Raw genomic sequence first — 26,340 nt, 5'->3', positions numbered from 1 at the left:
TTAAGACACCGCCCTTTCACGGCGGTATCACGGGTTCGATTCCCGTACGGGTCATAAAGCTCAGAATTGATTAATTCAATTCTGAGCTTTTTTAGTTTATTTAAATAAAAAGGAGTTTTCTAAAAATGAAAAAAAAATTATCCATGAAAGAAAGGTTGTTTGTTGGGTCGCTTATATTTGGTTTATTTTTTGGGGCAGGAAATCTAATTTTTCCTATTCAAATGGGACAAGAAGCTGGGGAGAATATTCTAAAAGCTAATTTGGGGTTTTTAATTACAGGGATAGGATTACCTTTTTTAGGCATTATTGCTTTTGGTTTATCGTCTAGTCGTGATTTATATGAATTGTCTAGTAAGGTTGGTAAAAAATATGGTTTAATATTTACAACTGTTCTATATTTAGTGATTGGCCCTTTTTTTGCTATGCCGAGATTGGCTAGTACATCATTTGAAATTGCATTATCCCCTTTTTTACCTGAAAACAGTCAAAAGATAACTCTTTTTATGTTTAGTTTCTTTTTCTTTCTGATTGTTTGGTTTTTTTCTAGAAAACCAAGTAAAATATTAGATTATGTTGGAAAATTCTTAACACCGTTATTTTTAGTCTTACTATTTTCATTATTAATTTTAGCATTTATAAATCCGTTAGGAACTGTTAATGGAAGTTCTGTTCAGGCAACCTATGAATCAAGTGCTTTTTTCAAAGGTTTTACTAATGGATATAATACGTTAGATGCTTTAGCAGCTCTAGCCTTTGGTATGATAATAATCGAAAATATTCAAAATTTAGGTATAAAAAAACCTAGTCTAGTTGCTAAAGAGGCAACTAAATCAGGTTTTATAGGCATTATTTTAATGGGGATTATTTACACGTTACTTTCTCTTCTGGGTGCAATGAGTTTAGGTACTTTTTCATTAAATAAAAATGGAGGTATCACTTTAGCACTGGTTGCACAACATTATTTAGGAACAGCAGGAAGTGTTTTACTTGCTGCCATTGTGATTGTTGCGTGCTTAAAAACAGCTATTGGATTGAGCACAGCATTTGGAAGAACTTTTAATGAATTATATCCATCTAAATCGTACTCATTTTTTACAGTATCGTGTATTTTATTAGCTACACTGATTGCTAATGTTGGTTTAAATGAAATTATTCAAATCTCGCTTCCTGTTTTAATGTTTATCTATCCTTTAGCGATGACATTGATCTTAATGGGACTTTTTAATCGTTTTATTGGGAATAAATCAGATGTATTCAAATGTGTAACTTACTTAACTATGTTTGCTGGTTTTTTTGATGCTTTAAATAGTTTACCGGAAAGTTTAAAAGAATCAACTTTTGTATCTAGTTTATTATCTTTTGCTAGTAAATTTATTCCGTTTTTTACAAGTGGGTTAGGTTGGATAACAATTGCATTGTTAGGATTGATAATTGGCTTACTTATAGATAAAAAAAAGAACTTGTCATAATGACAAGTTCTTTTTTGATTATAAGTAATATTTTTTTGATAATGTTAAATCATCGTTTAGTTCATAAACAAGTGGTTGGCCAGTAGGTATCTCTAGTGCCATGATGTCATCATCAGAAATATTTTCAATATGTTTTGCTAGAGCTCGTAGTGAATTTCCGTGTGCAGCTACTAAAACGGTCTCTCCTTTTAGTAAAGAAGGTGCTATGTGATCTTCCCAGAATGGTAAGGCACGTTCTAATGTTACTTTCAGATTTTCGCCGCCAGGAATACTTTGTTTATCTAAAAGAGCATATTTAGGATCTTGTGAGGCAGATTTAGGATCTGATGGATCTACTAATGGTGGCAATGTATCGTATGAACGACGCCAAAGCTGAACTTGATCAGCACCATATTTATCAGCTGTTTCTTGTTTATTTAATCCTTGTAAAGCACCGTAATGACGTTCGTTTAAGCGCCATGATTTCACTTCTGGAATCCATAGTTGATCAGATTCTTCTAGTACGTAATGAGACGTTTTAATGGCACGTTTCAAGTATGAAGTATAAGCAATATCGAAAGTTATTTCAGCTTGTTTAATTTTCTGTCCAGCTTCTTTTGCTTCCTTCACACCTGTATCACTTAAATCTACATCTTCCCAACCAGTAAATAGATTAAGTGCATTCCACTCGCTTAATCCGTGACGTACAAAAACTAATTTTTTCATCTTCTTCATCCTTTCTATGTTATCTAGATACTTCGATTGTTTGAACACCATTCTCAGAAGTACCTACGATGACCCGTGACGCCATATCTAAGAATAGGCCATGTTCTACTACACCGACTTGATGATCTAACCATGTTGCTAATTCTTTTGGCTCATCGATTTCTTTTAAATACAAGTCAATAATATAATTTTTACTGTCAGTTAGCAAAGGATTACCATTATCTTGTACTCTAATTTTAGGATTCAATTCTTTACTGTTAAATAAATGTAATAGTTGATTGCTACCATATGGGATAACTTCAACAGGCAATGGAAATGCACCTAGTTTATCCACCATCTTAGATTCGTCAACGATCCAAATAGTTTCCTTAGAATAAGTAGCAACGATTTTTTCGAATAAGAGGGCAGCACCACCACCTTTAATACCATGAAAATCTTTAGAAATTTCATCGGCACCATCAATTGTAATATCTACATGATCTACTTCATCAATACTTTTTAAAGGGATACCTAACTCTTTTGCTTGTTTTTCCGTGGCTTTAGAAGTAGTTACACCAGTGATATCAAGGTTTTCTTCTCGCATACGTCGACCGATTTCTTCTACCATATAAAATGCTGTTGAGCCAGTTCCCAAGCCAACAGTCATCCCATTTTTGACATATTTTGCAGATTCAACGCCAACCATTTGTTTTAAATTCATAAGTCGCCTCCAAGTAAATTTTGTTATATACCTTTATTGTAATCATATCTAGGATAAATTGAAAGATAGAAATTATTAAAAAAATATCTAAAAAACTATTGACTAATTTTGTTTTACTATGCTATAGTTACAAAGGTGCTTGGACAGGTCTCGTTAAGACGTGCTAACTAGTAAGAAGGCACGAGCTAAATGCAGGTAACCTTGCATTAATTTTTTTAAATAAAAAAAAGAACCACCTGGATGTGTGGGTCTATAAGAAGTTTTAAGGAAGGAGGAACTATCATGCCTACAATTAATCAATTGGTACGTAAGTCTCGTAAATCACAAACTACTAAATCTGGCTCTCCCGCTTTAGGAAAGAGCTACAATAGTTTCAAAAAATCTCAAACAAATGTGAACTCTCCACAAAAACGTGGGGTTTGTACACGTGTGGGAACGATGACACCTAAAAAACCTAACTCGGCGTTACGTAAATATGCCCGTGTTCGCTTGTCTAACTTAATTGAAGTGACAGCTTACATTCCTGGTATTGGACATAACTTGCAAGAGCATAGTGTTGTTTTAATTCGTGGTGGACGTGTGAAAGATTTACCTGGAGTACGTTACCATGTTGTCCGTGGAGCTTTAGATACTGCTGGTGTTACAGATCGTAAACAAAGCCGCTCTAAATACGGAACTAAAAAACCTAAGAAATAAATCTTTTAAAAAATAAAATACTTGGAAGGAGGAGTTACACATGCCTCGAAAAGGTCCTGTTACAAAACGTGAAGTTTTACCAGATCCGATTTATAATTCTAAATTAGTTACCCGTTTAATCAACCGCGTAATGATTGATGGTAAGCGTGGTGTTGCTTCAAGCATTATTTATGATGCATTCGATATTATTAAAGAATCTACAGGGAATGATCCATTAGAAGTTTTCGAACAAGCTATGGAAAATATCATGCCTGTTCTTGAAGTTAAAGCTCGCCGTGTTGGTGGTTCTAACTATCAAGTACCAGTTGAAGTTCGCCCAGAGCGTCGTTCTACTTTAGGCTTACGTTGGTTAGTGAACTATGCACGTTTACGTGGAGAGCACACTATGGATCAACGTTTAGCTAAAGAAATTATGGATGCTGCTAACAATTCTGGCGCTTCTGTTAAGAAACGTGAAGACGTACATAAAATGGCTGAAGCCAACAGAGCATTTGCACATTACCGTTGGTAAAATCCTCTTATCTATAGTGAGTAAAAGCTTACTATAGATTAAGTATTGATAACATTGAACTACAATAAGAGAGGAGAAACAATTTAAGATGGCAAGAGAATTCTCGTTAGATAATACACGTAATATTGGAATTATGGCCCATGTTGATGCTGGTAAAACAACAACAACAGAGCGTATCCTTTATTATACAGGTAAAATCCATAAACTTGGTGAAACTCATGAAGGAGCTTCACAAATGGACTGGATGGAACAAGAACAAGAACGTGGTATCACAATCACTTCTGCAGCAACAACTGCACAGTGGAAAGGTTACCGAGTTAATATCATCGATACACCAGGACATGTGGATTTCACTATTGAAGTTCAACGTTCACTACGCGTATTAGATGGTGCTGTAACGGTTCTTGATTCACAATCAGGTGTTGAACCTCAAACAGAAACAGTTTGGCGTCAAGCGACTGATTATAAAGTTCCACGTATCGTTTTCTGTAATAAAATGGATAAAATTGGTGCAGATTTCTTGTATTCTGTAAAATCTTTACATGATCGCTTACAAGCAAATGCTCATCCAATTCAATTACCAATTGGTGCAGAAGATAACTTCACAGGAATTATTGATTTAATCACGATGAAAGCTGAAATCTATACAAATGATTTAGGAACTGACATCCGTGAGGAAGAAATTCCTGAAGAGTATATGGAACAAGCAATTGAATGGCGTGAAAAATTAGTTGAAGCGGTAGCTGAAACTGATGAAGATTTAATGATGAAATACTTAGATGGAGAAGAAATCTCTATTGAAGAATTAAAAGCTGGTATTCGTCGTGCGACGATAAATGTTGAATTCTTCCCAGTAATGGCTGGATCAGCCTTTAAAAATAAAGGTGTTCAGTTAATGCTTGATGCGGTATTAGATTACTTACCTGCTCCAACGGATGTTGAAGCAATTAAAGGAACTGATACTAAAACAGAAGAAGAAACAACTCGTCCTGCTGATGATACTGCTCCGTTTGCATCATTAGCATTTAAAGTTATGACAGATCCATTCGTTGGACGTTTAACTTTCTTCCGTGTTTATTCAGGAACTTTAGAAAGCGGATCATATGTATTGAACGCTTCTAAAGACAAAAAAGAACGTATCGGACGTATCCTACAAATGCATGCAAATAGCCGTGAAGAAATAAACCAAGTTTATTCTGGTGATATTGCAGCAGCTGTTGGTTTGAAAGATACAACAACAGGGGATACTTTGTGTGCACTTGATGCACCAGTTATCTTAGAATCAATTGAGTTCCCAGAACCAGTTATTCAAGTAGCCGTAGAACCTAAATCTAAAGCTGACCAAGATAAAATGGGTGTTGCTTTACAAAAACTTGCTGAAGAAGATCCTTCATTCCGAGTTGAAACAAACGTTGAAACTGGAGAAACAGTTATCTCTGGTATGGGTGAATTACACTTAGACGTTTTAGTAGACCGTATGAGACGTGAATTTAGAGTAGAAGCTAATGTAGGAGCACCTCAAGTTTCATACCGTGAAACATTTAGAGCACCTCTTACTCAAGCAGAAGGTAAATTCGTTCGTCAATCTGGTGGTAAAGGTCAATACGGACATGTCTGGGTTGAATTTACACCTAATGAAGAAGGAAAAGGCTTTGAATTCGAAAACGCAATCGTTGGTGGTGTGGTTCCACGTGAATACATCCCAGCTGTTGAAAAAGGATTAGCAGAATCTATGAACAATGGTGTTCTTGCTGGTTATCCGTTAGTAGATATTAAAGCTAAACTTTATGATGGTTCATATCATGATGTCGATTCAAATGAAACGGCATTCCGTGTGGCAGCATCTATGGCATTACGTGCCGCAGCTAAGAAAGCTCAACCAGCAATCTTAGAACCAATGATGAAAGTTACTGTAACAGTTCCTGAAGAATATTTAGGAGACATTATGGGACATGTAACAAGTCGTCGTGGACGTGTTGAAGGTATGGAAGCTCATGGAAATTCACAAATTGTTAACGCACTTGTGCCATTAGCTGAAATGTTTGGATACGCAACAACATTACGTTCTGCAACTCAAGGACGTGGTACATTTATGATGGTATTTAACCACTATGAAGACGTACCAAAATCTATTCAAGAAGAAATCATCAAGAAAAATGGTGGATCTGCTGATTAGAATGACTAGGCATTTTCCTAGATTTCATGTAAAATGAATAGTCGAAGGAATGAAATTTGATTTTATTCCTTCTTCAATATATTATAAAAATAACTTTCATCTTTTAGGAGGAATTATACAAAATGGCAAAAGAAAAATTTGACCGCTCGAAATCCCATGTAAACATCGGAACAATCGGACATGTCGATCACGGTAAAACAACTTTATCTGCAGCAATCGCTACAGTATTAGCAAAAAATGGTTTCGGTGAAGCTCAAAACTACGCTGATATCGATAACGCTCCAGAAGAAAAAGAACGTGGAATCACGATCAACACTTCTCATATCGAATATGAAACAGAAACTCGTCACTACGCTCACGTGGATTGTCCAGGACATGCGGATTATGTTAAAAACATGATCACTGGTGCTGCTCAAATGGACGGTGCTATCTTAGTAGTATCTGCTGCTGATGGCCCAATGCCACAAACTCGCGAGCATATCCTTTTATCTCGTAACGTTGGTGTACCATACATCGTTGTTTTCTTAAACAAAATGGATATGGTTGATGATGAAGAATTATTAGAATTAGTTGAAATGGAAGTTCGTGACTTATTATCAGATTACGATTTCCCTGGTGATGACACTCCAGTTATCGCTGGTTCAGCTCTTAAAGCATTAGAAGGTGAAGCTTCTTACGAAGAAAAAATCTTAGAATTAATGGCTGCTGTTGATGAGTATATCCCAACTCCAGAACGTCAAACTGACAAACCATTCATGATGCCAGTTGAGGATGTGTTCTCAATTACTGGACGTGGAACTGTTGCTACAGGACGTGTTGAACGTGGACAAGTACGTGTTGGTGACGAAGTTGAATTAGTAGGTATTGCTGAAGCTACTGCTAAATCAACTGTTACAGGTGTTGAAATGTTCCGTAAATTATTAGATTACGCTGAAGCTGGCGATAACATCGGTGCTTTATTACGTGGGGTAGCTCGTGAAGATATCCAACGTGGACAAGTATTAGCAGCTCCAGGAACAATCACTCCACATACAAAATTCAAAGCGGAAGTTTATGTTTTATCTAAAGAAGAAGGTGGACGTCATACTCCATTCTTCACTAACTACCGCCCACAATTCTATTTCCGTACTACTGACGTAACTGGCGTTTGTCAATTACCAGAAGGTATCGAAATGGTTATGCCTGGTGATAACGTAGCTATGGAAGTGGAATTAATCCACCCAATCGCTATCGAAGATGGTACTCGTTTCTCTATCCGTGAGGGTGGACGTACTGTTGGTTCAGGTGTTGTATCTGAAATCTTAGGATAATTCTTAATTATCTTTCAAATAAGTAACAAAGTAACACGTGTCCGGACGTAAGGTTGAAAACTTTTGTTTTCAACCTTTTTTTGTTATGTTATAATTTAAACTTAAACGCGTAAATTTATAACATAGGATACTAAAATGTGTAAGGAGGAGTCCAAGAATGAAAAAAATAAATAAAGTAATTTGGTTGTTTATTTCTATTGTTTTTGCAATGGGGGCATTTATTATAGGGAGTAGATACGAAAAAAGTCAAACAAGCATGTTAGGTGAAACATCTAATGTAAAGACAAAACAGTCTAAAACTAAATCAAAAGATGATTCTAAAACAAAAGAGGATTTAACGTCATTATATTCTGATCAAAAAAAGGGCTTTTTAGCAAATGATGTTACAAAGCAAAAAATCAATTCTTTCGAGAAAAATGCAAAAGATAAAGAAGATCAAAAAATAATGAAGGATTTAAATAAACGACTAAATATCCAAACAAGATTTAATGAATTATTTGTTGAACCTGTTTTAGTAGAGGATGCGTTTAAAAAAGATGTTCAAGTTAAAGAAGAAAAAAACTCTTTGGAAGCAAAACAAGAGTTGATTAAGGATGTAAAAGAAATACCCGAAAAAGATGATTTTTATGAGGGGATTTTAAAATACCTTGGATCGAGCGAAGATAAACCTAGTTCTGATCAATCAGCTAGTGGTCAAGTTGCGCAAGAAGCAATTAATCGGATTATCATAGAGGGACAAGTTCAGTCAGATTTCACATTAGATGATTATTATACTGCTAAATCTGCTGTTGATAGTTTGCCACAAGGTGATGAAAAAGAGAGTTTAATGAATCAAATTGAGCAAATTCAAACAGCATTGACTAACATGGGAATTACATATTAAAAAAAGTTAAAAAAAAGCTTGTCATCAGGCTTTTTTTTTAGTATACTTTTAAAAGTGCTGAAATAAAAAAAAGTATGTCGGTATCTATTGATGAATACCACGGCTTTGAAGCGAGAGGTTGCGACACGCCAGGGAGCATTGCCATGGTGGCGAGTTGGAGATTTTCGTGGAGCTAGTCTACTTACAAAAAATAGACGAAGGAGGGAATATAATGGCAAAACAAAAAATTCGTATCCGCTTAAAAGCGTATGAACATCGTGTATTAGATCAATCTGCAGAGAAAATTGTAGAAACAGCAAAAAGAACAGGGGCAGAAGTTTCTGGACCAATTCCATTACCAACTGACCGTTCAGTTTATACAGTTATCCGTGCGACTCATAAATACAAAGATTCACGCGAGCAATTCGAAATGCGTACTCACAAACGTTTAATTGACATCGTGAGTCCAACACCTAAGACAGTTGATGCTTTAATGAAGCTAGACTTACCAAGCGGTGTAAATATTGAAATTAAATTATAATAAATTCATGGAGGTGTACTCATGACTAAAGGAATCTTAGGAAAAAAAGTAGGAATGACACAAGTCTTTACTGAAAATGGTGAATTAATCCCAGTTACTGTTGTTGAAGCAACTCCAAACGTTATTTTACAATTAAAAACAATGGCAACTGATGGTTACGAAGCTATTCAAGTTGGCTTCCAAGATAAACGTGAAGTTTTATCAAACAAACCTGCTAAAGGTCATGTTGCAAAAGCAAATACTGCTCCTAAGCGCTTCATTAAAGAATTCAATGATGTTGAGCTTGGAGATTACAAAGTAGGACAAGAAATTAAAGTTGATGTATTTCAAGTAGGAGATATCGTTGATGTTACAGGAACGACTAAAGGACATGGTTTCCAAGGCGTTATCAAACGTCACGGACAATCACGCGGACCTATGTCACATGGTTCACGTTACCACCGTCGCCCTGGGTCAATGGGTGCTGCATCAGATCCATCACGTGTATTTAAAGGTAAAAAACTTGCAGGACGTATGGGTGGAGATCGTGTAACGATTCAAAACTTAGAAATCGTAAGAGTTGATACTGATAAAAATGTTATTTTAATTAAAGGTAATGTACCTGGCGTTAAAAAATCATTAGTTGAAATCAAAACAGCAGTTAAGGCTGCTAAATAATTGCGAGAGGAGGAACTAAAGAATGACATCTGTAGCATTATTTAAACAAGATGGAACTCAAAATGGCGAAGTTACTTTAAACGAAGCTATTTTTGGTATTGAGCCAAACGAAAATGTTGTCTATGATGCAATCATCATGCAACGTGCTTCATTAAGACAAGGAACACACGCTGTTAAAAATCGTAGTGCAGTACGCGGTGGTGGTCGTAAACCATGGCGTCAAAAAGGAACTGGTCGTGCGCGTCAAGGATCAATTCGTTCACCACAATGGCGTGGAGGTGGTATTGTCTTCGGACCAACACCACGTTCATACAGCTATAAATTACCTAAAAAAGTTCGTCGCTTAGCAATTAAATCAGTTTTATCTGAAAAAGTTGCTGAGAACAAACTAGTTGTTGTTGAAGGATTATCTTTCGACGCTCCAAAAACAAAAGAATTTAAACAAGTTTTAACTAACTTGAGTGTAGATACAAAAGTATTAGTTGTTTTAGAAAGTGGCAATGATTTTGCAGCTTTATCAGGACGTAACTTACCTAACGTTTCAATCGTTGAATCTGATAACGTAAGTGTTCTTGATGTAGTAGCAGCAGACAAAATGTTAATTACTAAAGCAGCTCTGACTCATGTAGAGGAGGTACTTGCATAATGGAATTAATCGATGTAATCAAACGCCCAGTTATCACAGAAATGTCTGTGGCAGCAATGGACGAAAAAAAATACACGTTTGAAGTGGACACAAGAGCCAATAAAACATTAGTTAAGCAAGCCGTAGAATCTGTTTTCGGCGTTAAAGTTAAAAAAGTGAATATCATGAACGTAAAACCAAAATTCAAAAGAATGGGTAAATACGCTGGATACACTAAAAAACGTCGTAAAGCTATCGTACAATTAACTGAAGAATCAAAAGACATTCAAATTTTTGACGCTGAATAATAAAATGTGTCATATAAAGTAGGAGGGAATCACGTGGGCATTAGAAAGTATAAACCTACCACAAATGGCCGTCGTAACATGACTGGTTCAGATTTTGCTGAAATAACAACATCTACACCAGAAAAAACTTTGTTACAACCACTTAAAAAGAACGCTGGACGTAACAACCAAGGTAAAATTACTGTTCGTCATCAAGCGGGTGGACACAAGCGCCAATATCGTGTAATCGATTTTAAACGTAATAAAGATAATGTAGTCGGTGTTGTAAAAACTGTAGAATACGATCCAAATAGATCTGCAAATATTGCATTGATTCATTATACTGATGGAGTTAAAGCTTACATCTTAGCACCAAAAGGTCTTAATGTAGGTGATAGAATTGAATCAGGTGTTAATGCTGATATTAAAACTGGTAATTCATTACCATTAAACAATATTCCAGTAGGTACAGTTATTCATAACATCGAATTAAAACCTGGTAAAGGTGGACAATTAATTCGTTCTGCTGGTACAAGTGCACAAGTACTTGGTAAAGAAGGCAAATACATGTTAGTTCGTTTAAACTCAGGAGAAGTTCGCATGATTTTAGGAACTTGTCGTGCAACAATCGGTACTGTTGGTAATGAACAACATGAATTAATTAACATTGGTAAAGCTGGCCGTAGTCGTTGGATGGGTAAACGTCCGACAGTACGTGGTAGCGTAATGAACCCTAACGATCACCCACACGGTGGTGGTGAAGGTAAAGCACCAATTGGACGTCCATCACCAATGAGTCCTTGGGGCAAACCAACACTTGGATACAAAACACGTAACAAAAAAGCAAAATCAGACAAACTTATCGTTCGTCGTCGTAAAACTAAATAATTATAAACTCTTAACGGAGTTTGAAATCTTGAGAGGAGGTTCACCATGGGTCGCAGCTTAAAAAAAGGACCTTTTGTAGATGAACACTTAATGAAAAAAGTGGAAGCTCAAAAAGATCTTTCAAAGAAAAAAGTTATCAAAACATGGTCTCGACGTTCAACAATTTTCCCTAACTTTATAGGATATACCATCGCAGTATATGATGGAAGGAAACATGTTCCTGTTTATATCCAAGAAGATATGGTAGGACACAAATTAGGTGAATTCGCACCAACAAGAACTTATCGTGGTCACGTGAATGACGATAAGAAAACAAAACGCTAATTAGAGGGAGGCAACGAACATGTCAGAAAGAATTACTTCAGCGAAAGCAACTGCTAAAACAGTTCGCGTTTCACCTCGTAAATCAAGATTAGTGATTGACTTAATTAGAGGTAAAAGCGTAGGAGAAGCTATTTCAATCTTGAAATTCTCACCTAACAAAGCGGCAGGAGTTATTGAAAAAGTACTCATGTCAGCAATTGCAAATGCAGAAAATAATTTTGACTTAGATGTTGAAGATTTATTTGTATCAGAAGCTTTTGTTAACGAAGGACCAACAATGAAACGTTTCCGTCCACGTGCAAAAGGATCTGCATCACCAATCAACAAACGTACAAGTCATTTAACAGTAGTAGTATCAGAAAAATAAGAGGAGGGACAACTAGTGGGACAAAAAGTACATCCAATTGGAATGCGTGTCGGAGTCATTCGTGACTGGAACGCTAAATGGTATGCAGAAAAAGAATATGCTGAATACCTACATGAAGATTTAAACATACGTAAGTTTATCGCGACTAGATTGGCTGATGCTTCTGTTTCTACCATTGAAACTGAACGTGCTGCAAACCGCGTGAACGTTTCAATTCATACTGCTAAACCAGGTATGGTAATCGGTAAAGGCGGATCTGAAGTTGAAGCTTTAAGAAAAGAATTAAACAAAATTACTGGAAAAAGAGTTCACATTAATATTGTTGAAATCAAAAAACCAGATTTAGATGCAAAATTAGTGGGTGAAGGAATTGCACGTCAATTAGAAAACCGTGTTGCATTCCGTCGTGCACAAAAACAAGCTATCCAACGTACTATGAGAGCTGGAGCTAAGGGTATTAAAACTCAAGTTTCAGGTCGTTTAAATGGTGCTGATATGGCTCGTTCTGAAGGTTATTCTGAAGGAACTGTTCCTTTACATACTTTAAGAGCAGACATTGATTACGCTTGGGAAGAAGCAGACACAACATACGGAAAACTAGGAGTTAAAGTGTGGATTTATCGTGGAGAAATTCTTCCAGAAAAGAAAAACACTGAGAAAGGAGGGAAATAATCATGTTAGTACCTAAACGCGTGAAACACCGTCGTGAATTTAGAGGTAAAATGCGTGGTGAAGCTAAAGGTGGTAAAGAAGTATCTTTTGGAGAATTCGGCTTACAAGCTGTAGAATCTCATTGGATCACTAACCGTCAAATAGAAGCATCTCGTATTGCAATGACCCGTTACATGAAACGTGGTGGGAAAGTATGGATTAAAATTTTCCCTCATAAATCATACACATCTAAAGCAATTGGTGTTCGTATGGGTTCAGGTAAAGGTGCTCCAGAAGGTTGGGTTTCTCCTGTTAAACGTGGAAAAATCATATTTGAAGTTGCAGGTGTTCCTGAGGATGTAGCTCGTGAAGCCTTAAGACTTGCTTCTCACAAATTACCTTTAAAAACAAAAATTGTAAAACGTGAAGAAATGGGTGGTGAATCGAATGAAGGTTAAAGATATCAGAGAATTAACCACTACCGAAATGATCGCTAAAGAAAAAGAATTTAAAGAAGAATTATTTAACTTAAGATTCCAATTAGCTACAGGTCAATTAGAAAATACAGCGCGAGTTTCTGAAGTTCGTAAATCGATTGCACGCATTAAAACAGTTTTGCGTGAAGAAACAGCTAAGTAATAGTGGAAGGAGGCCATTTATAGATGACTCAAGAGAGAAATGAACGTAAAGTTTACACTGGACGTGTGGTTTCAGACAAAATGGATAAAACTATCGTTGTTGTTGTAGAAACTAAAAAAACTCACAAGATTTATGGTAAACGTGTTAAATATTCTAAAAAATATTACGCACACGATGAGAACAACGTAGCAAAAATGGGAGACATCGTTAAAATTATGGAAACTCGTCCATTATCTGCGAAGAAACGCTTCCGTTTATTAGAAGTGGTGGAAGAAGCCGTAATTATTTAATTCGAATTTTCCTATAAAAGTTAGAAAGTTTGAGAGGAGGATACCCAAGTGATCCAACAAGAAAGTCGTATGAAAGTTGCTGATAATTCAGGAGCTCGTGAAGTATTAACTATTAAAGTACTTGGTGGTTCTGGACGTAAAACTGCAAACATCGGTGATGTAGTAGTTTGTACAGTTAAACAAGCAACACCAGGTGGAGTTGTTAAAAAAGGTGAAGTAGTTAAAGCTGTTATCGTTCGTACAAAATCTGGAGCTCGTCGTCCTGACGGTTCATATATCAAATTTGATGAAAATGCCTGTGTGATTATCCGTGATGATAAGAGTCCACGTGGAACTCGTATCTTTGGACCTGTTGCCCGTGAATTACGCGACAACAACTTCATGAAGATAGTCTCACTAGCACCAGAAGTATTATAATATAAACTCATTGTTTAAAGGAGGTGCGAAACAAGATGTTCGTTAAAAAAGGCGATAAAGTAAAAGTTATTTCAGGTAAAGATAAAAGCAAAGAGGGAATCGTTCTTCAATCATTTCCGAAAAAAGATCGCGTCATCGTTGAAGGTGTTAACGTTATGAAAAAACACCAAAAACCTAGCGCATCAGCTCCTCAAGGAGGAATTATCGAAATGGAAGCATCTATTCACGTTTCTAATGTAATGGTGATTGATCCGTCAAACGGAGAGCCAACACGTGTAGGATACAAAGTAATAGATGGTAAAAAAGTACGTATTTCTAAGAAAACTGGCGAAGTTTTAGACAAATAATTCGTGAGGAAGGAGGACAAATCTAGATGAACCGCTTAAAAACAAAGTATGTTAGTGAAGTAACACCTTCATTGATGGAAAAATTTAACTACTCATCAGTAATGCAAACACCGAAAGTTGATAAAATTGTTATCAACATGGGTGTGGGTGATGCTGTTTCAAATACTAAAAACCTAGATAAAGCTGTTGAAGAATTAGCTTTAATCTCAGGACAAAAACCAATTATCACAAAAGCTAAGAAATCTATCGCAGGTTTCCGTTTACGTGAAGGTATGCCAATCGGTTGTAAAGTAACTTTACGTGGAGAAAGAATGTACGAATTTTTAGATAAATTAGTATCTGTCTCTTTACCTCGTGTACGTGACTTCCATGGTATTAGTAATAAATCATTCGACGGTCGTGGAAACTATACTTTAGGTGTTAAAGAACAATTAATCTTCCCTGAAGTTGACTACGATTTAGTAGATAAAGTTCGAGGAATGGACATTGTTATTGTTACAACTGCTAACAGTGACGAAGAAGGTCGTGAGTTATTAACTCAACTTGGAATGCCATTCCAAAAATAATTTAAGGAGGCGAACTACGTGGCTAAAAAATCAATGATCGCTAAGAATAAACGTCCTGCAAAATTTGCAGTACAGGAGTACACACGTTGTGAACGTTGTGGACGTCCACATTCAGTATATCGTAAATTTAAACTTTGTCGTATTTGCTTCCGTGAACTTGCCTATAAAGGACAAATTCCCGGCGTGAAGAAAGCAAGCTGGTAAAAAAAGTAAACCGCTAAAAGGAGGTAAATAATCAATGGTGATGACAGATCCAATTGCAGATTTTCTAACACGCATTCGTAATGCCAACATGGTAAAACACGAATCATTAGAATTGCCTGCATCAACTATCAAACTTGAAGTCGCAAAAATCTTACAACGTGAAGGTTTTGTGCGTGACGTAGAATTCATCGAAGATGACAAACAAGGCATCATCCGTGTTTTCTTAAAATATGGTAAAAACGACGAACGCGTTATTACTAACTTAAAACGTATCTCAAAACCAGGTTTACGTGCTTATGTAAAAGCAAATGAAGTACCTAAAGTATTAAATGGTTTAGGTATCGCAATTATCTCAACTTCAGAAGGTATTGTTACTGATAAAGAAGCAAGAGAACGTAACATCGGTGGAGAAGTATTAGCATACGTTTGGTAAAAAATATTTGAAGAAGGAGGTGTCCTAGAATGAGTCGTATTGGAAATAAACCAGTCGTTGTTCCTGCAGGTGTAACTGTAACGCAAAACGGAACGACTGTAACTGTTAAAGGACCTAAAGGTGAATTAACTCGTGAGTTTTCACCAAATATTACTTTAAGCATTGAAGAAGGCGTTGTTACTTTAACACGTCCTAACGATGATAAACAAAACAAAGCATTACATGGTACTATGCGCGCTAACTTAAACAACATGGTTGTTGGAGTTAACGAAGGCTTTTCAAAAGCTTTAGAATTAATCGGGGTTGGTTACCGTGCTCAATTACAAGGTAAAAAACTTGTATTAAGCGTTGGATATTCACATCCAGTTGAATTCGAAGCTATCGAAGGTATCGAAATAGAAGTTCCTTCAAACACATCTATTATTGTTAAAGGATCTAACAAAGAAGTTGTTGGAGAATTAGCAGCTAATATTCGTGGAACACGTCCACCAGAGCCATATAAAGGCAAAGGAATTCGCTATGTTGGCGAACACGTAAGACGTAAAGAAGGTAAAACAGGTAAATAGTAAATAAAAAAAATTCGAGGTGACAAGTGTGATTACAAAACCAGATAAAAATAAAACTCGCCAAAAGAGACATGCTCGTGTGCGTAGTAAAATCTCTGGTACTGCAGAGTGCCCACGCTTGAACGTTTTTCGTTCTAACAAAAACATCTACGCTCAATTAATTGATGACGTAGCGGGTGTGACACTTGCAAGTGCCTCTACTGTTGATAAAGATATCGCAGGAGACAATAAAACAGAATCAGCAAAAGCTGTTGGTGCAGCAATTGCTACTAAAGCAACAGAAAAAGGTATTAAAGTAGTAGTTTTTGACCGTGGTGGATACCTTTACCATGGACGTGTAGCTGCATTAGCTGAAGCAGCACGTGAAAATGGATTAGAATTTTAGAAAAAGGAGGAATACCATTCATGACTAATATTGATGCTAGACAATTTGATTTAGAAGATCGCGTTGTGGCAATTAACCGCGTTTCTAAAGTTGTTAAAGGTGGACGTCGTCTACGTTTTGCTGCTTTAGTAGTAGTTGGTGACAGAAACGGACATGTAGGATTTGGTACTGGTAAAGCACAAGAAGTTCCAGAAGCAATCCGTAAAGCCGTTGAAGACGCTAAAAAGAATGTAATCGAAGTACCAATGGTGGGTTCAACAATTCCTCACGAAGTTATCGGATCTTTCTGTGGTGGCCGCATTTTAATGAAGCCTGCAGTAGCCGGTTCTGGAGTTGCCGCTGGTGGACCAGTTCGTGCCGTACTTGAGTTAGCAGGTATCTCTGATATCACAAGTAAATCATTAGGATCAAACACACCTGTAAACGTTGTTCGCGCAACTGTTGAAGGATTAAATAGATTAAAAAAAGCAGAAGATGTTGCTGAACTTAGAGGCATTTCTGTTGATAAATTAATCGGATAAGGGGACCAAAAATGAGTGAATTAAAAATTACTTTAAAACGTAGTATCATTGGACGTCCTCAAAACCAACGTGACACAGTTAAAGCTTTAGGTTTAAACAAAATGCACGCAACTGTAGTTAAACCTAATAACGAAGCCATCAAAGGTATGGTTAACACTGTTTCACATTTAGTGGACGTAGAAGAAATTTAATTAAAGATATTTTCAAAACTAGTTTAAGGAGGTGCCGAGTTAATGAAACTTCATGAATTACATCCGGCAGAAGGATCAAGACACGTACGCAATCGCGTTGGACGTGGATCATCATCTGGTAACGGTAAAACATCAGGTCGTGGACAAAAAGGTCAAAAATCACGTTCAGGTGGTGGCGTACGTTTAGGATTTGAAGGTGGTCAAACACCATTATTCATGCGTTTACCAAAACGTGGCTTTACAAACATCAATCGTAAAGATTTTGCAATCGTCAATTTAGACGTATTAAACCGATTTGAAGATGGTACCGAAGTAACACCTACTACTTTAATCGAAGCAGGAATCGTGAAAGATGCTAAATCGGGAATTAAAATTTTAGGAAACGGCGAGTTAACTAAAAAATTAACAGTGAAAGCTGCTAAATTCTCAAAATCTGCACAAACTGCTATTGAAGCAGCTGGTGGCTCAATAGAGGTGATCTAATGTTTAAACTGTTGAAGGATTCGTTTAAAGTGAAGAGTATCCGTAGTAAGATATTTTTCACGCTATTCATTCTCTTCGCGTTTAGAGTTGGGGCCCATATTACTGTTCCAGGCGTTGATGCTAAAGCGTTGCTAGAACTTAACGACTTAGCATTAGTGGCAATGTTTAATCAAGTTAGTGGTAATGCTATGGAAAGATTCTCATTGTTCGCAATGGGGGTTTCACCATATATCACTGCTTCAATCATCATCCAATTACTTCAAATGGATATCGTTCCAAAATTTGTAGAGTGGGCAAAACAAGGGGAAGTTGGTCGACGTAAGTTGAACCAAGCGACTCGTTACTTAACATTAGTGTTAGGGTTTGTACAATCCATTGCGATTACAGCAGGTTTTAACTTCTATACAAATGCAGGTCTTGTAAAAGAACCTAATCCAATGACTTATATTAGTATCGGTATTATTTTAACTGCTGGTACGATGTTAGTAACGTGGATGGGTGAACAGATATCTGAAAAAGGTATTGGTAATGGTGTTTCAATGATTATCTTTGCTGGTATCATTGCGAAACTACCTAGCAGTATTAAAGAAATATATGAAGCTTATTTTGTCAATATTGATCAATCTGAATTGACTCGTTCATTCATTTTTATAGCAATTTTAATTGTAGCCGTGTTGTTAATTGTTACTATGGTAACGTATGTACAACAAGCTGAAAGAAAAATTCCAATTCAATATACAAAACGTGTTGCTGGAGCACCACAAAGTAGTTATTTACCATTAAAAGTAAATGCAGCAGGCGTTATTCCTGTCATCTTTGCAAGTTCTTTCATCGCAACACCTTCGACAATATTAACTGCATTTAAAACAAGCCATGGTGGAGAAGCCTGGTTTAAAGTACTAGAACAAATATTTAACTATTCAACTATTCCTGGTGGAATAATATATACAGTACTGATTATTGCTTTTACATTCTTCTATGCATTTGTTCAGGTTAATCCTGAAAAAGTAGCTGAGAATTTGCAAAAGCAAGGAAGTTATATTCCAAGTGTACGACCTGGTAAGGCAACTGAGCAATTTATCTCAAGTCTTTTAATGAGACTGAGTACAGTTGGTTCATTGTTCTTAGGGTTAGTAGCAATTTTACCTATTATTGCTCAAAACGTTTGGAACCTACCTCAATCTATCGGATTGGGTGGGACAAGTTTATTGATTGTTATTAGTGTGGCTCTTGAAACTAACAAACAGCTTGAAGGATTATTATTAAAACGTCAATATACTGGTTTTATCAGAGAGTAAGAGTGGTGTGTTGAGGATATTCCTCAGCACTTTTCTCGAACTTAAGGAGGAAAACAAATGAATCTCATCCTAATGGGATTGCCAGGAGCAGGTAAAGGGACGCAAGCGGAGAGAATAATCGACGTTTATGGAATTCCCCACATCTCAACTGGAGACATGTTTCGTGATGCAATGAAGAATGAAACGGAATTAGGCCTACTAGCTAAATCATTTATTGATAAAGGCGAATTAGTTCCTGATGAAGTGACAAACGGCATTGTTAAAGATCGTCTATCTCAAGACGATACAGAAAAAGGTTTCCTATTAGATGGTTTCCCTCGTACACTAGCTCAAGCAGAAGAATTAGATAAAATTTTAGAGGAATTAGGTAAAAAAGTAGACAACGTCTTAAACATTCATGTTGAAGCAGAAGTTTTAATTGATCGTTTAGCGGGTCGTTTTATCTGTAAAGATTGTGGTGCAACTTATCATAAATTATTCAATCCGCCAAAAGTGGAAGGAACTTGTGATCGTTGTGGAGGCCATAACTTCTACCAAAGAGAAGACGATAAACCAGAAACGGTTAAAAATCGTCTGGAAGTTAACATCAAAAACTCTGAACCAATTCTAGCGTATTATGAAAACCAAAAGGTAATGCAAACTATTGATGGTGATCGTGATATCCAAGAGGTTTTTAAAGATATCGAAAAAATTATCGGTTCTAAAAACTAGTCATTTATCTAGCTATCTATTATTCTTTGAGAATCAGGCCTTTTTCTTGCTTTATAAGTTGAATCAGGGATTTTTTTTCCTCTCAACTTTATTTTGTAATAGAGTTATGCTATAATACAAAAGTTGGAAAGAAATAGGTTGAATTCTATTTTTGTCAATTTGTCGTATATGTCAGATGCAAACAATGTATAAGGAGGTACTAGTTGTGGCGAAAGAAGATATGATTGAAATTGAAGGTACAGTCGTCGAAACTTTGCCGAATGCAATGTTTAAAGTTGAATTAGAAAACGGCCATGTTGTTTTAGCACATGTTTCAGGAAAGATTAGAATGCATTACATTCGTATTTTACCTGGTGATAAAGTGACGGTTGAATTATCTCCGTATGATTTAACAAGAGGTCGTATTACATATCGCTTTAAATAGTTGTACTCCGTAAAATTCAAGGAGGTATAATCATGAAAGTAAGACCATCAGTAAAACCCATTTGTGAAAAATGTAAAATAATTCGTCGTAAAGGTCGAGTTATGGTTATCTGTGAAAACCCAAAACATAAACAACGTCAAGGATAAAAGGAGGTTAACGTATAATGGCTCGTATTGCAGGTGTAGATATTCCTCGTGATAAACGTGTTGTTATTTCGCTTACTTATATTTTCGGAATTGGAAAGAAAACTTCTCAACAAGTTTTAGCTGAAGCAGGAGTTTCTGAAGAAATCCGTGTACGCGATTTAACTAACGAACAAACAGATTCAATTCGTGCAGCGATTGATAAATTAAAAGTTGAAGGTGACTTACGTCGTGAAGTAAACTTAAACATCAAACGCTTAATGGAAATTGGTTCATACAGAGGTATGCGTCATCGTCGTGGATTACCAACTCGTGGACAAAACACGAAAAATAATGCACGCACAAGAAAAGGACCAGCTCGTTCTATCGCTGGTAAGAAAAAATAAGAATTAAAGTGAAGGAGGTATAAAGCTTCATGGTAGCTAAAAAAGTTTCTAGAAAACGTCGTGTGAAAAAGAATATTGAAGCAGGTGTGGCACATATCCACTCAACATTCAATAACACAATCGTAATGTTAACAGATGTTCATGGTAATGCAATTGCATGGTCATCAGCAGGTTCATTAGGATTTAGAGGAAGTAAAAAATCAACACCATTCGCAGCTCAAATGGCAGCAGAAGTTGCAGCTAAAGCAGCAATGGAACATGGTTTAAAAACTGTTGACGTAACTGTAAAAGGACCAGGTTCTGGTCGTGAAGCAGCTATTCGTTCATTACAAGCAACAGGATTAGAAGTGACAGCAATTCGTGACGTGACTCCAGTTCCTCATAATGGATGCCGCCCTCCAAAACGCCGTCGTGTTTAGTGAGTGAGTTTATTCTAATGAGTAGAACTTTTGCGACATTGAGCAGGACACTTTTCGTTTTGAAAGGGGTATAGACAAGAATGATTGAATTTGAGAAACCAAGAATCACAAAGATTGATGAAGATAGAGATTATGGCAAGTTCGTCATCGAGCCACTTGAAAGAGGCTATGGAACTACGTTAGGTAATTCGTTACGCCGTATTTTATTGTCATCTCTTCCAGGTGCTGCAATCACAAATCTTCAAATTGATGGTGTATTACATGAGTTTTCTACTGTCAAGGGAGTGCGTGAAGATGTCACTCAAATAATTTTAAACATCAAAGGCTTAGCACTTAAATTATATGCTGAAGAAGAAAAAACTTTAGAGATCGATATTACTGGTCCAGCTAATGTTACTGCTGGTGACATTATTACTGACAGTGATGTTGAAATCATGAACAAAGATTTATTCATCTGTAGCGTATCTGAAGGTGCAACGTTCCGTGCTAGTTTAACTGTTAAACCAGGCCGTGGTTATGTACAAGCTGATGAAAATAAAAGTGAAGATATGCCAATTGGTGTTTTACCAGTGGATTCTATCTACACACCAATTACTCGTGTTAACTACCAAGTAGAGAATACGCGTGTTGGACATCGTGAAGATTTCGATAAATTAACTTTGGATGTTTGGACAGACGGTTCTATTGCGCCACAAGAGGCTATCAGTTTATCTGCTAAAATCTTGACTGAGCACTTAGATATATTCGTTAACTTAACTGACGAAGCGAAAAATGCTGAAATCATGATCGAAAAAGAAGAAACACAAAAAGAAAAAATGTTGGAAACAACAATAGAAGAATTAGATCTATCTGTTCGCTCTTATAACTGTTTGAAACGCGCAGGCATCAATACATTACAAGAATTAACAAATAAATCTGAGGCTGAAATGATTAAAGTCCGTAACTTAGGCCGTAAATCACTTGAAGAAGTAAAAGCTAAATTAGCTGATTTAGAACTAGGATTACGTCAAGACGATTAATCGAATTGACTAAGGAGGGAATACGACGTGAGTTATCGTAAATTAGGCCGCACAAGCAGCCAAAGAAAAGCTATGTTACGTGATTTGACAACTGATCTTATCATGAACGAACGCATCGAAACAACTGAAGCTCGTGCCAAAGAAATCCGTTCAACTACTGAAAAAATGATTACTTTAGGTAAACGTGGAGATCTTCATGCTCGTCGTCAAGCTGCAGCTTATGTAAGAAATGAATTACTAGAAGCTCGTTTAGACGAATCAGGAGAAGAAATCATCCAAGAAACAGCTTTACAAAAATTATTTAATGACTTGGGACCTCGTTACCAAGATCGCCAAGGTGGTTACACACGTATCCTTAAAAAAGGACAACGTCGCGGTGACGCTGCACCAATGGTAATTATTGAATTAGTTTAATAATACTGTTTTAAATATGTTGCATCACTTTATAGATGATTCTTTTAGAGTGTTATGATGTTGGAAATTAATTTTTCCGAGTCTAGCTCGGTGCTGGTCCTCTAGTTTTTTAACTAGAGGGCACGCGCTCATCATATAAAGTGCTTTTTTTATACCCGTTAAGTAACACGATTTAATTGTCAAATAGCTGAATATCGACTAAGATGAATAAGTGCTTATCTTAGCCCACAAGAATGTTTCCTTGTATTTTTAATAATTATATTATTAAGAATAGAATGAAACATTTTTTTAAAATAATGAGATAAAGAATAGGGAAGAATTAATATGGAGACTCCTTTAATTGAATTAAAAAATATTACATTTAAATATCATGGTGAAGAAGAAAAAAATGCACTAAATGATGTTTCATTAAATATATACCCGGGTGAGTGGGTGGCTTTAATTGGTCATAATGGCTCTGGTAAGTCTACTTTAGCTAAAACAATCAATGGGCTGATAGTCGCTAATAAAGGTGATATCTTTGTTAAGGGTGAAAAAGTAACGGAAGAAACACTTTGGGATATTCGTCGAATGATTGGAATGGTTTTTCAAAACCCTGACAATCAGTTTGTGGGCTCTACAGTGGAAGACGATGTAGCTTTTGGTTTAGAAAATCAGGGTGTTCCGCGTGAAGATATGGTTACACGTGTGAAGGATGCTTTAGATATGGTAAGAATGTCTGAATTTAGCACTAAAGAACCAGCCCGTCTTTCTGGTGGCCAAAAACAACGAGTAGCAATTGCTGGTGTGATTGCTTTGCGCCCTGATGTGATCATTTTAGATGAGGCGACTTCTATGCTTGATCCTCAAGGTCGTAAAGAAGTGATTGATACGATAAAAAAAATTAAAGAAGATTCTAATTTGACTGTTATTTCGATTACTCATGATATTGATGAAGCCGCTTTTGCTAATCGAGTGTTAGTCATGCGTGAGGGAGAGATTATTCAGGAAGGAACACCGGGTGATATCTTCTCTCATGGTGAAGAACTGATTGAACTTGGTTTAGATGTTCCGTTCCCTGAAAAATTGAAAGCCGCTTTAAAAAATCGTGACATCGATGTGCCTGATGAATATTTAACTGAAGAAGGGATGGTGGACTGGCTATGGACATCCGGTTTGAACAAGTAGATTTTACTTACCAACCTAATAGCCCTTTTGAACAGAGAGTGCTTTTTGATATTAATTTGGAAATTCCAACAAATAGTTATACAGCCATTGTTGGTCATACAGGAAGTGGAAAATCCACCTTACTCCAACATTTAAATGCGCTGCTTAAACCAACTAAAGGCAAAGTAACAATAGGTGATCGTGTGATTACGCCGGAAACGGATAATAAAAACTTGAAGCCCATCCGCAAAAAGGTAGGAATTGTTTTTCAATTTCCAGAGTCCCAGTTATTTGATGAAACTGTAGCCCGTGATATTGCTTTTGGTCCTAAGAATTTTGGTGTATCAGAAGAAGAAAGCTTGAAATTAGCAGCTGAAATGCTCGATTTAGTTGGTTTAGATGAGTCTTATATGGAAAGGTCACCATTTGACCTATCTGGTGGGCAAATGCGTCGTGTGGCGATTGCTGGCGTTTTAGCGATGGAGCCTGAAGTGGTAATTTTAGATGAACCAACAGCTGGACTTGATCCTCGTGGTCGGAAAGACATGATGGAAATGTTTTATCGTCTTCATAAAGAAAAAGGGATCAATATTATTTTAGTGACTCATTTAATGGATGATGTAGCGGAGTACGCTGACTATATGGTGGTTCTTGAAAAAGGAAAAATCCATAAAAAAGGTCATCCTCGTGAAATATTTGAAGATGTTGCTTGGTTGAATGAAAAGCAACTGGGTGTGCCTACTGCGACGGACTTTGCTTTTAAACTGATAGAAAAAGGGTATCAATTTGACCAATTACCATTAACTGCTACAGAACTTGCAGATGAGTTAGCCCGTGATTTGAAGGAGGGTGACGCTCATGATGAATAAATTAATCTTAGGTCGTTTTATTCCTGGTGATTCATTCATCCATAACTTAGATCCAAGAGCCAAACTTGTCGCAAGTTTTTATTTTATTGGCATTATTTTCTTATGTAATAATTTTGTATCATTTGGTTTAATGTTTGCTTTTACACTTTTTGCGATTCTTTTATCCAAAATTAGTTTACGTTTCTTTATCAAGGGTGTTAAACCTTTGATTTGGTTGATTCTATTTACAGTTATCTTGCAAGTTCTCTTCTCAAGAGGGGGCCAAGTGTACTTTGAATGGGGAATCTTTAGTATTAGTGAGTTTGGTCTTAAAAATGGAGCGTATATTTTCATTCGTTTTGTGTTAATTATTTTTATGTCAACGTTACTAACCTTGACGACGCCTCCCTTATCACTAGCTGATGCGATTGAGTACTTACTTCGTCCGTTAAAAGCGATTAAGTTTCCTGCTCATGAAATTTCGTTAATGCTGTCGATTGCCTTGCGATTTGTACCAACGTTAATGGATGAAACAGAAAAAATTATGAATGCTCAACGGGCACGTGGTGTGGACTTTGGTTCTGGAAATTTGATGGACAAAATGAAATCAATCGTCCCGTTGTTAATTCCACTCTTTGTGAGTAGTTTTAACCGAGCGGAAGATTTAGCGATTGCCATGGAAGCAAGAGGATACCAGGGGGGCGAAGGTCGCACGAAGTATCGTGTCTTACATTGGGAAAAGAATGACACCTTCGTTGTGATTGGTTTTGCGATTTTAACCGGTCTGTTGATCTGGTTACGAGGATAAAAAAGAGTTGTGAAAGAAGTATATAGCTTACTTTTGTAGAGGCTGACTCCAATGTCAGTCTCTTTCGTATTTTAATAGTCAGGGATAAAAAGTCTGCTCCAGTTGCTTGGAACAGAACGACTTTTTATCCACCCTAAATTTAGGAGGAAATATTATGCCACGTTATAAAGCGGTAATTAGTTATGATGGAACCAATTATGCAGGCTTTCAAATTCAGAATAATGCCCATACGATTCAAGCTGAAATTGAAAATACGTTGAGACGAATTAATGGTGGGAAATCGATCACGATTCATCCTTCTGGTCGGACAGATTCTGGCGTGCATGCTAAGGGACAGGTGATTCATTTTGATTATCCACATGAAAGAGATAGTGAGAAATTTCGTTTTGCGCTAGATACACAAACGCCAGCTGATATTTGTTTTTTGTCAGTAGAACAAGTGGATGACGAGTTCCATGCCCGTTATTTGGCTAAGGAAAAAATTTATCATTATCATGTGGACTTGGGTCAATCTCCTGATCCCTTTAAACGCCTATATTCAGCGCACTACCGCTATACACCAGATTTGGATATAATGAAGCAAGCAGCTAAGTATATTGAAGGAGAGCACGATTTTAGTATCTTCTGCGCAACAGGGAGCGCGGTACAAGATAAAACAAGAACAATACATGAGGTGACTATCGAAAAAATAAGTGAAACAGAACTTATTTTTATTTTTAGAGGAAATGGCTTTTTATATAAAATGGTTCGTATGTTGGTGGGAACATTACTGAAAATCGGTAATGGACAATTACCAGTAGATGCCATTGAAAAAGCCTTACTTAATCAAGACAAGAAGATGACAGGACCCACAGCGCATCCTGAAGGGCTCTTCTTGATGAATGTCAGTTACAAATAATTAAAAAAAGTAAAA

General features: G+C 36.6%; 41 protein-coding genes. 39 read left to right on the top strand and 2 right to left on the bottom strand.

What is annotated here, in order from left to right:
• The first annotated feature begins 125 nt into the window (after positions 1–125).
• Complete coding sequence (brnQ, locus tag FM121_RS02295) at positions 126–1,469, top strand: branched-chain amino acid transport system II carrier protein (protein WP_086950535.1); 1,344 nt, start codon at positions 126–128, stop codon at positions 1,467–1,469.
• An 18-nt stretch (positions 1,470–1,487) separates the two neighbouring features.
• Here the strand turns inward: brnQ and gpmA are convergent, their stop codons facing one another.
• Together gpmA and rpiA are read right to left on the bottom strand one after the other, a co-directional pair.
• Positions 1,488–2,174: a 2,3-diphosphoglycerate-dependent phosphoglycerate mutase gene (gpmA, locus tag FM121_RS02290; protein ID WP_086950534.1), complete on the bottom strand. Its 687-nt coding sequence runs from the start codon at positions 2,172–2,174 to the stop codon at positions 1,488–1,490.
• A gap of 19 nt (positions 2,175–2,193) precedes the next feature.
• Positions 2,194–2,874 carry a ribose-5-phosphate isomerase RpiA gene (gene rpiA / locus FM121_RS02285; protein ID WP_086950533.1) on the bottom strand — a complete coding sequence of 227 codons (681 nt, stop codon included), beginning with the start codon at positions 2,872–2,874 and terminating at the stop codon, positions 2,194–2,196.
• Positions 2,875–3,156: 282 nt separating this feature from the next.
• On the opposite strand from rpiA, the gene rpsL reads away from it, so the two are divergent.
• The 38 genes from rpsL (at position 3,157) to truA (ending at position 26,325) form a co-directional block, all read left to right on the top strand.
• On the top strand, positions 3,157–3,570 hold the full coding sequence (gene rpsL, locus FM121_RS02280) for a 30S ribosomal protein S12 (RefSeq protein WP_086950532.1): 414 nt from the start codon (positions 3,157–3,159) through the stop codon (positions 3,568–3,570).
• Positions 3,571–3,610: 40 nt separating this feature from the next.
• Positions 3,611–4,081, top strand: coding sequence for a 30S ribosomal protein S7 (gene rpsG / locus FM121_RS02275; protein ID WP_086340779.1), 471 nt, complete (start codon positions 3,611–3,613; stop codon positions 4,079–4,081).
• A gap of 88 nt (positions 4,082–4,169) precedes the next feature.
• The gene (fusA, locus tag FM121_RS02270) at positions 4,170–6,257 is read left to right on the top strand and encodes an elongation factor G (protein WP_086950531.1); all 2,088 of its coding nucleotides are present in this window, start codon (positions 4,170–4,172) and stop codon (positions 6,255–6,257) included.
• 122 nt (positions 6,258–6,379) lie between these two features.
• On the top strand, positions 6,380–7,567 hold the full coding sequence (gene tuf, locus FM121_RS02265; protein ID WP_086950530.1) for an elongation factor Tu: 1,188 nt from the start codon (positions 6,380–6,382) through the stop codon (positions 7,565–7,567).
• A gap of 157 nt (positions 7,568–7,724) precedes the next feature.
• Positions 7,725–8,450 (top strand): hypothetical protein, encoded by a 726-nt coding sequence (locus FM121_RS02260; protein ID WP_086950529.1) that lies wholly within the window; start codon positions 7,725–7,727, stop codon positions 8,448–8,450.
• Positions 8,451–8,661: 211 nt separating this feature from the next.
• On the top strand, positions 8,662–8,970 hold the full coding sequence (gene rpsJ / locus FM121_RS02255; RefSeq protein WP_071457767.1) for a 30S ribosomal protein S10: 309 nt from the start codon (positions 8,662–8,664) through the stop codon (positions 8,968–8,970).
• Between the two features lie 21 nt (positions 8,971–8,991).
• Positions 8,992–9,627 carry a 50S ribosomal protein L3 gene (gene rplC / locus FM121_RS02250; RefSeq protein ID WP_086950527.1) on the top strand — a complete coding sequence of 212 codons (636 nt, stop codon included), beginning with the start codon at positions 8,992–8,994 and terminating at the stop codon, positions 9,625–9,627.
• 22 nt (positions 9,628–9,649) lie between these two features.
• A complete protein-coding gene (rplD, locus tag FM121_RS02245; protein WP_086950526.1) occupies positions 9,650–10,273 on the top strand; it encodes a 50S ribosomal protein L4 in 624 nt (207 codons plus the stop codon).
• Entirely contained in the window at positions 10,273–10,560 is a 288-nt protein-coding gene (rplW, locus tag FM121_RS02240) for a 50S ribosomal protein L23 (protein WP_086950525.1), read from the top strand. Before rplD ends, rplW begins: the two co-directional genes overlap by 1 nt.
• Positions 10,561–10,593: 33 nt before the next feature.
• The gene (gene rplB / locus FM121_RS02235; protein ID WP_086950524.1) at positions 10,594–11,427 is read left to right on the top strand and encodes a 50S ribosomal protein L2; all 834 of its coding nucleotides are present in this window, start codon (positions 10,594–10,596) and stop codon (positions 11,425–11,427) included.
• 45 nt (positions 11,428–11,472) lie between these two features.
• A complete protein-coding gene (gene rpsS, locus FM121_RS02230; protein ID WP_086950523.1) occupies positions 11,473–11,751 on the top strand; it encodes a 30S ribosomal protein S19 in 279 nt (92 codons plus the stop codon).
• Positions 11,752–11,770: 19 nt separating this feature from the next.
• Positions 11,771–12,118 (top strand): 50S ribosomal protein L22, encoded by a 348-nt coding sequence (gene rplV / locus FM121_RS02225; RefSeq protein ID WP_086950522.1) that lies wholly within the window; start codon positions 11,771–11,773, stop codon positions 12,116–12,118.
• 15 nt (positions 12,119–12,133) lie between these two features.
• The gene (gene rpsC, locus FM121_RS02220; protein WP_086950521.1) at positions 12,134–12,790 is read left to right on the top strand and encodes a 30S ribosomal protein S3; all 657 of its coding nucleotides are present in this window, start codon (positions 12,134–12,136) and stop codon (positions 12,788–12,790) included.
• Positions 12,791–12,792: 2 nt separating this feature from the next.
• Positions 12,793–13,227: a 50S ribosomal protein L16 gene (rplP, locus tag FM121_RS02215; RefSeq protein WP_086950520.1), complete on the top strand. Its 435-nt coding sequence runs from the start codon at positions 12,793–12,795 to the stop codon at positions 13,225–13,227.
• A complete protein-coding gene (rpmC, locus tag FM121_RS02210) occupies positions 13,217–13,408 on the top strand; it encodes a 50S ribosomal protein L29 (RefSeq protein WP_086950519.1) in 192 nt (63 codons plus the stop codon). Before rplP ends, rpmC begins: the two co-directional genes overlap by 11 nt.
• Positions 13,409–13,431: 23 nt before the next feature.
• Positions 13,432–13,698, top strand: a complete 267-nt coding sequence (rpsQ, locus tag FM121_RS02205; RefSeq protein ID WP_086950518.1) for a 30S ribosomal protein S17 — start codon at positions 13,432–13,434, stop codon at positions 13,696–13,698.
• 48 nt (positions 13,699–13,746) lie between these two features.
• Complete coding sequence (gene rplN / locus FM121_RS02200; protein ID WP_086950517.1) at positions 13,747–14,115, top strand: 50S ribosomal protein L14; 369 nt, start codon at positions 13,747–13,749, stop codon at positions 14,113–14,115.
• A gap of 35 nt (positions 14,116–14,150) precedes the next feature.
• Positions 14,151–14,462, top strand: coding sequence for a 50S ribosomal protein L24 (gene rplX, locus FM121_RS02195; protein ID WP_086950516.1), 312 nt, complete (start codon positions 14,151–14,153; stop codon positions 14,460–14,462).
• 26 nt (positions 14,463–14,488) lie between these two features.
• Positions 14,489–15,028 carry a 50S ribosomal protein L5 gene (rplE, locus tag FM121_RS02190; protein WP_086950515.1) on the top strand — a complete coding sequence of 180 codons (540 nt, stop codon included), beginning with the start codon at positions 14,489–14,491 and terminating at the stop codon, positions 15,026–15,028.
• 18 nt (positions 15,029–15,046) lie between these two features.
• Positions 15,047–15,232: a type Z 30S ribosomal protein S14 gene (locus FM121_RS02185; RefSeq protein WP_077275924.1), complete on the top strand. Its 186-nt coding sequence runs from the start codon at positions 15,047–15,049 to the stop codon at positions 15,230–15,232.
• Between the two features lie 34 nt (positions 15,233–15,266).
• Positions 15,267–15,665: a 30S ribosomal protein S8 gene (gene rpsH, locus FM121_RS02180; protein ID WP_086950514.1), complete on the top strand. Its 399-nt coding sequence runs from the start codon at positions 15,267–15,269 to the stop codon at positions 15,663–15,665.
• Positions 15,666–15,694: 29 nt separating this feature from the next.
• Entirely contained in the window at positions 15,695–16,231 is a 537-nt protein-coding gene (gene rplF, locus FM121_RS02175; RefSeq protein ID WP_086950513.1) for a 50S ribosomal protein L6, read from the top strand.
• A 28-nt stretch (positions 16,232–16,259) separates the two neighbouring features.
• Positions 16,260–16,616, top strand: coding sequence for a 50S ribosomal protein L18 (gene rplR / locus FM121_RS02170; protein WP_086950512.1), 357 nt, complete (start codon positions 16,260–16,262; stop codon positions 16,614–16,616).
• Positions 16,617–16,636: 20 nt separating this feature from the next.
• Positions 16,637–17,137 carry a 30S ribosomal protein S5 gene (gene rpsE, locus FM121_RS02165; protein WP_086950511.1) on the top strand — a complete coding sequence of 167 codons (501 nt, stop codon included), beginning with the start codon at positions 16,637–16,639 and terminating at the stop codon, positions 17,135–17,137.
• An 11-nt stretch (positions 17,138–17,148) separates the two neighbouring features.
• A complete protein-coding gene (rpmD, locus tag FM121_RS02160) occupies positions 17,149–17,328 on the top strand; it encodes a 50S ribosomal protein L30 (RefSeq protein ID WP_086950510.1) in 180 nt (59 codons plus the stop codon).
• 42 nt (positions 17,329–17,370) lie between these two features.
• A complete protein-coding gene (rplO, locus tag FM121_RS02155) occupies positions 17,371–17,811 on the top strand; it encodes a 50S ribosomal protein L15 (RefSeq protein WP_086950509.1) in 441 nt (146 codons plus the stop codon).
• Entirely contained in the window at positions 17,811–19,109 is a 1,299-nt protein-coding gene (gene secY / locus FM121_RS02150; RefSeq protein ID WP_086950508.1) for a preprotein translocase subunit SecY, read from the top strand. The genes rplO and secY overlap by 1 nt, the downstream gene beginning before the upstream one ends.
• Before the next feature lie 57 nt (positions 19,110–19,166).
• Positions 19,167–19,820 carry an adenylate kinase gene (locus tag FM121_RS02145; RefSeq protein WP_086950507.1) on the top strand — a complete coding sequence of 218 codons (654 nt, stop codon included), beginning with the start codon at positions 19,167–19,169 and terminating at the stop codon, positions 19,818–19,820.
• Positions 19,821–20,025: 205 nt separating this feature from the next.
• Positions 20,026–20,244 carry a translation initiation factor IF-1 gene (gene infA / locus FM121_RS02140; protein WP_086950506.1) on the top strand — a complete coding sequence of 73 codons (219 nt, stop codon included), beginning with the start codon at positions 20,026–20,028 and terminating at the stop codon, positions 20,242–20,244.
• 32 nt (positions 20,245–20,276) lie between these two features.
• Positions 20,277–20,390 (top strand): 50S ribosomal protein L36, encoded by a 114-nt coding sequence (gene rpmJ, locus FM121_RS02135; RefSeq protein WP_071457744.1) that lies wholly within the window; start codon positions 20,277–20,279, stop codon positions 20,388–20,390.
• Positions 20,391–20,407: 17 nt separating this feature from the next.
• Complete coding sequence (gene rpsM / locus FM121_RS02130) at positions 20,408–20,773, top strand: 30S ribosomal protein S13 (RefSeq protein WP_086950505.1); 366 nt, start codon at positions 20,408–20,410, stop codon at positions 20,771–20,773.
• Between the two features lie 29 nt (positions 20,774–20,802).
• A complete protein-coding gene (rpsK, locus tag FM121_RS02125; RefSeq protein WP_086950504.1) occupies positions 20,803–21,192 on the top strand; it encodes a 30S ribosomal protein S11 in 390 nt (129 codons plus the stop codon).
• Between the two features lie 80 nt (positions 21,193–21,272).
• Positions 21,273–22,211, top strand: coding sequence for a DNA-directed RNA polymerase subunit alpha (locus tag FM121_RS02120; RefSeq protein ID WP_086950503.1), 939 nt, complete (start codon positions 21,273–21,275; stop codon positions 22,209–22,211).
• A gap of 27 nt (positions 22,212–22,238) precedes the next feature.
• Complete coding sequence (rplQ, locus tag FM121_RS02115; protein WP_086950502.1) at positions 22,239–22,625, top strand: 50S ribosomal protein L17; 387 nt, start codon at positions 22,239–22,241, stop codon at positions 22,623–22,625.
• A 324-nt stretch (positions 22,626–22,949) separates the two neighbouring features.
• Complete coding sequence (locus FM121_RS02110) at positions 22,950–23,792, top strand: energy-coupling factor ABC transporter ATP-binding protein (protein WP_086950501.1); 843 nt, start codon at positions 22,950–22,952, stop codon at positions 23,790–23,792.
• Complete coding sequence (locus FM121_RS02105; RefSeq protein ID WP_179203775.1) at positions 23,768–24,640, top strand: energy-coupling factor ABC transporter ATP-binding protein; 873 nt, start codon at positions 23,768–23,770, stop codon at positions 24,638–24,640. Before FM121_RS02110 ends, FM121_RS02105 begins: the two co-directional genes overlap by 25 nt.
• The gene (locus FM121_RS02100) at positions 24,630–25,427 is read left to right on the top strand and encodes an energy-coupling factor transporter transmembrane component T family protein (protein ID WP_086950499.1); all 798 of its coding nucleotides are present in this window, start codon (positions 24,630–24,632) and stop codon (positions 25,425–25,427) included. Before FM121_RS02105 ends, FM121_RS02100 begins: the two co-directional genes overlap by 11 nt.
• A gap of 154 nt (positions 25,428–25,581) precedes the next feature.
• On the top strand, positions 25,582–26,325 hold the full coding sequence (gene truA / locus FM121_RS02095) for a tRNA pseudouridine(38-40) synthase TruA (RefSeq protein ID WP_086950498.1): 744 nt from the start codon (positions 25,582–25,584) through the stop codon (positions 26,323–26,325).
• The last annotated feature ends 15 nt before the right edge of the window (positions 26,326–26,340 follow it).

Origin of the sequence: Vagococcus fluvialis bH819, assembly GCF_900163795.1 — a bacterium.
GTDB lineage: Bacteria > Bacillota > Bacilli > Lactobacillales > Vagococcaceae > Vagococcus > Vagococcus fluvialis_A.
This window is presented reverse-complemented; position numbering and strand designations above follow the sequence as displayed.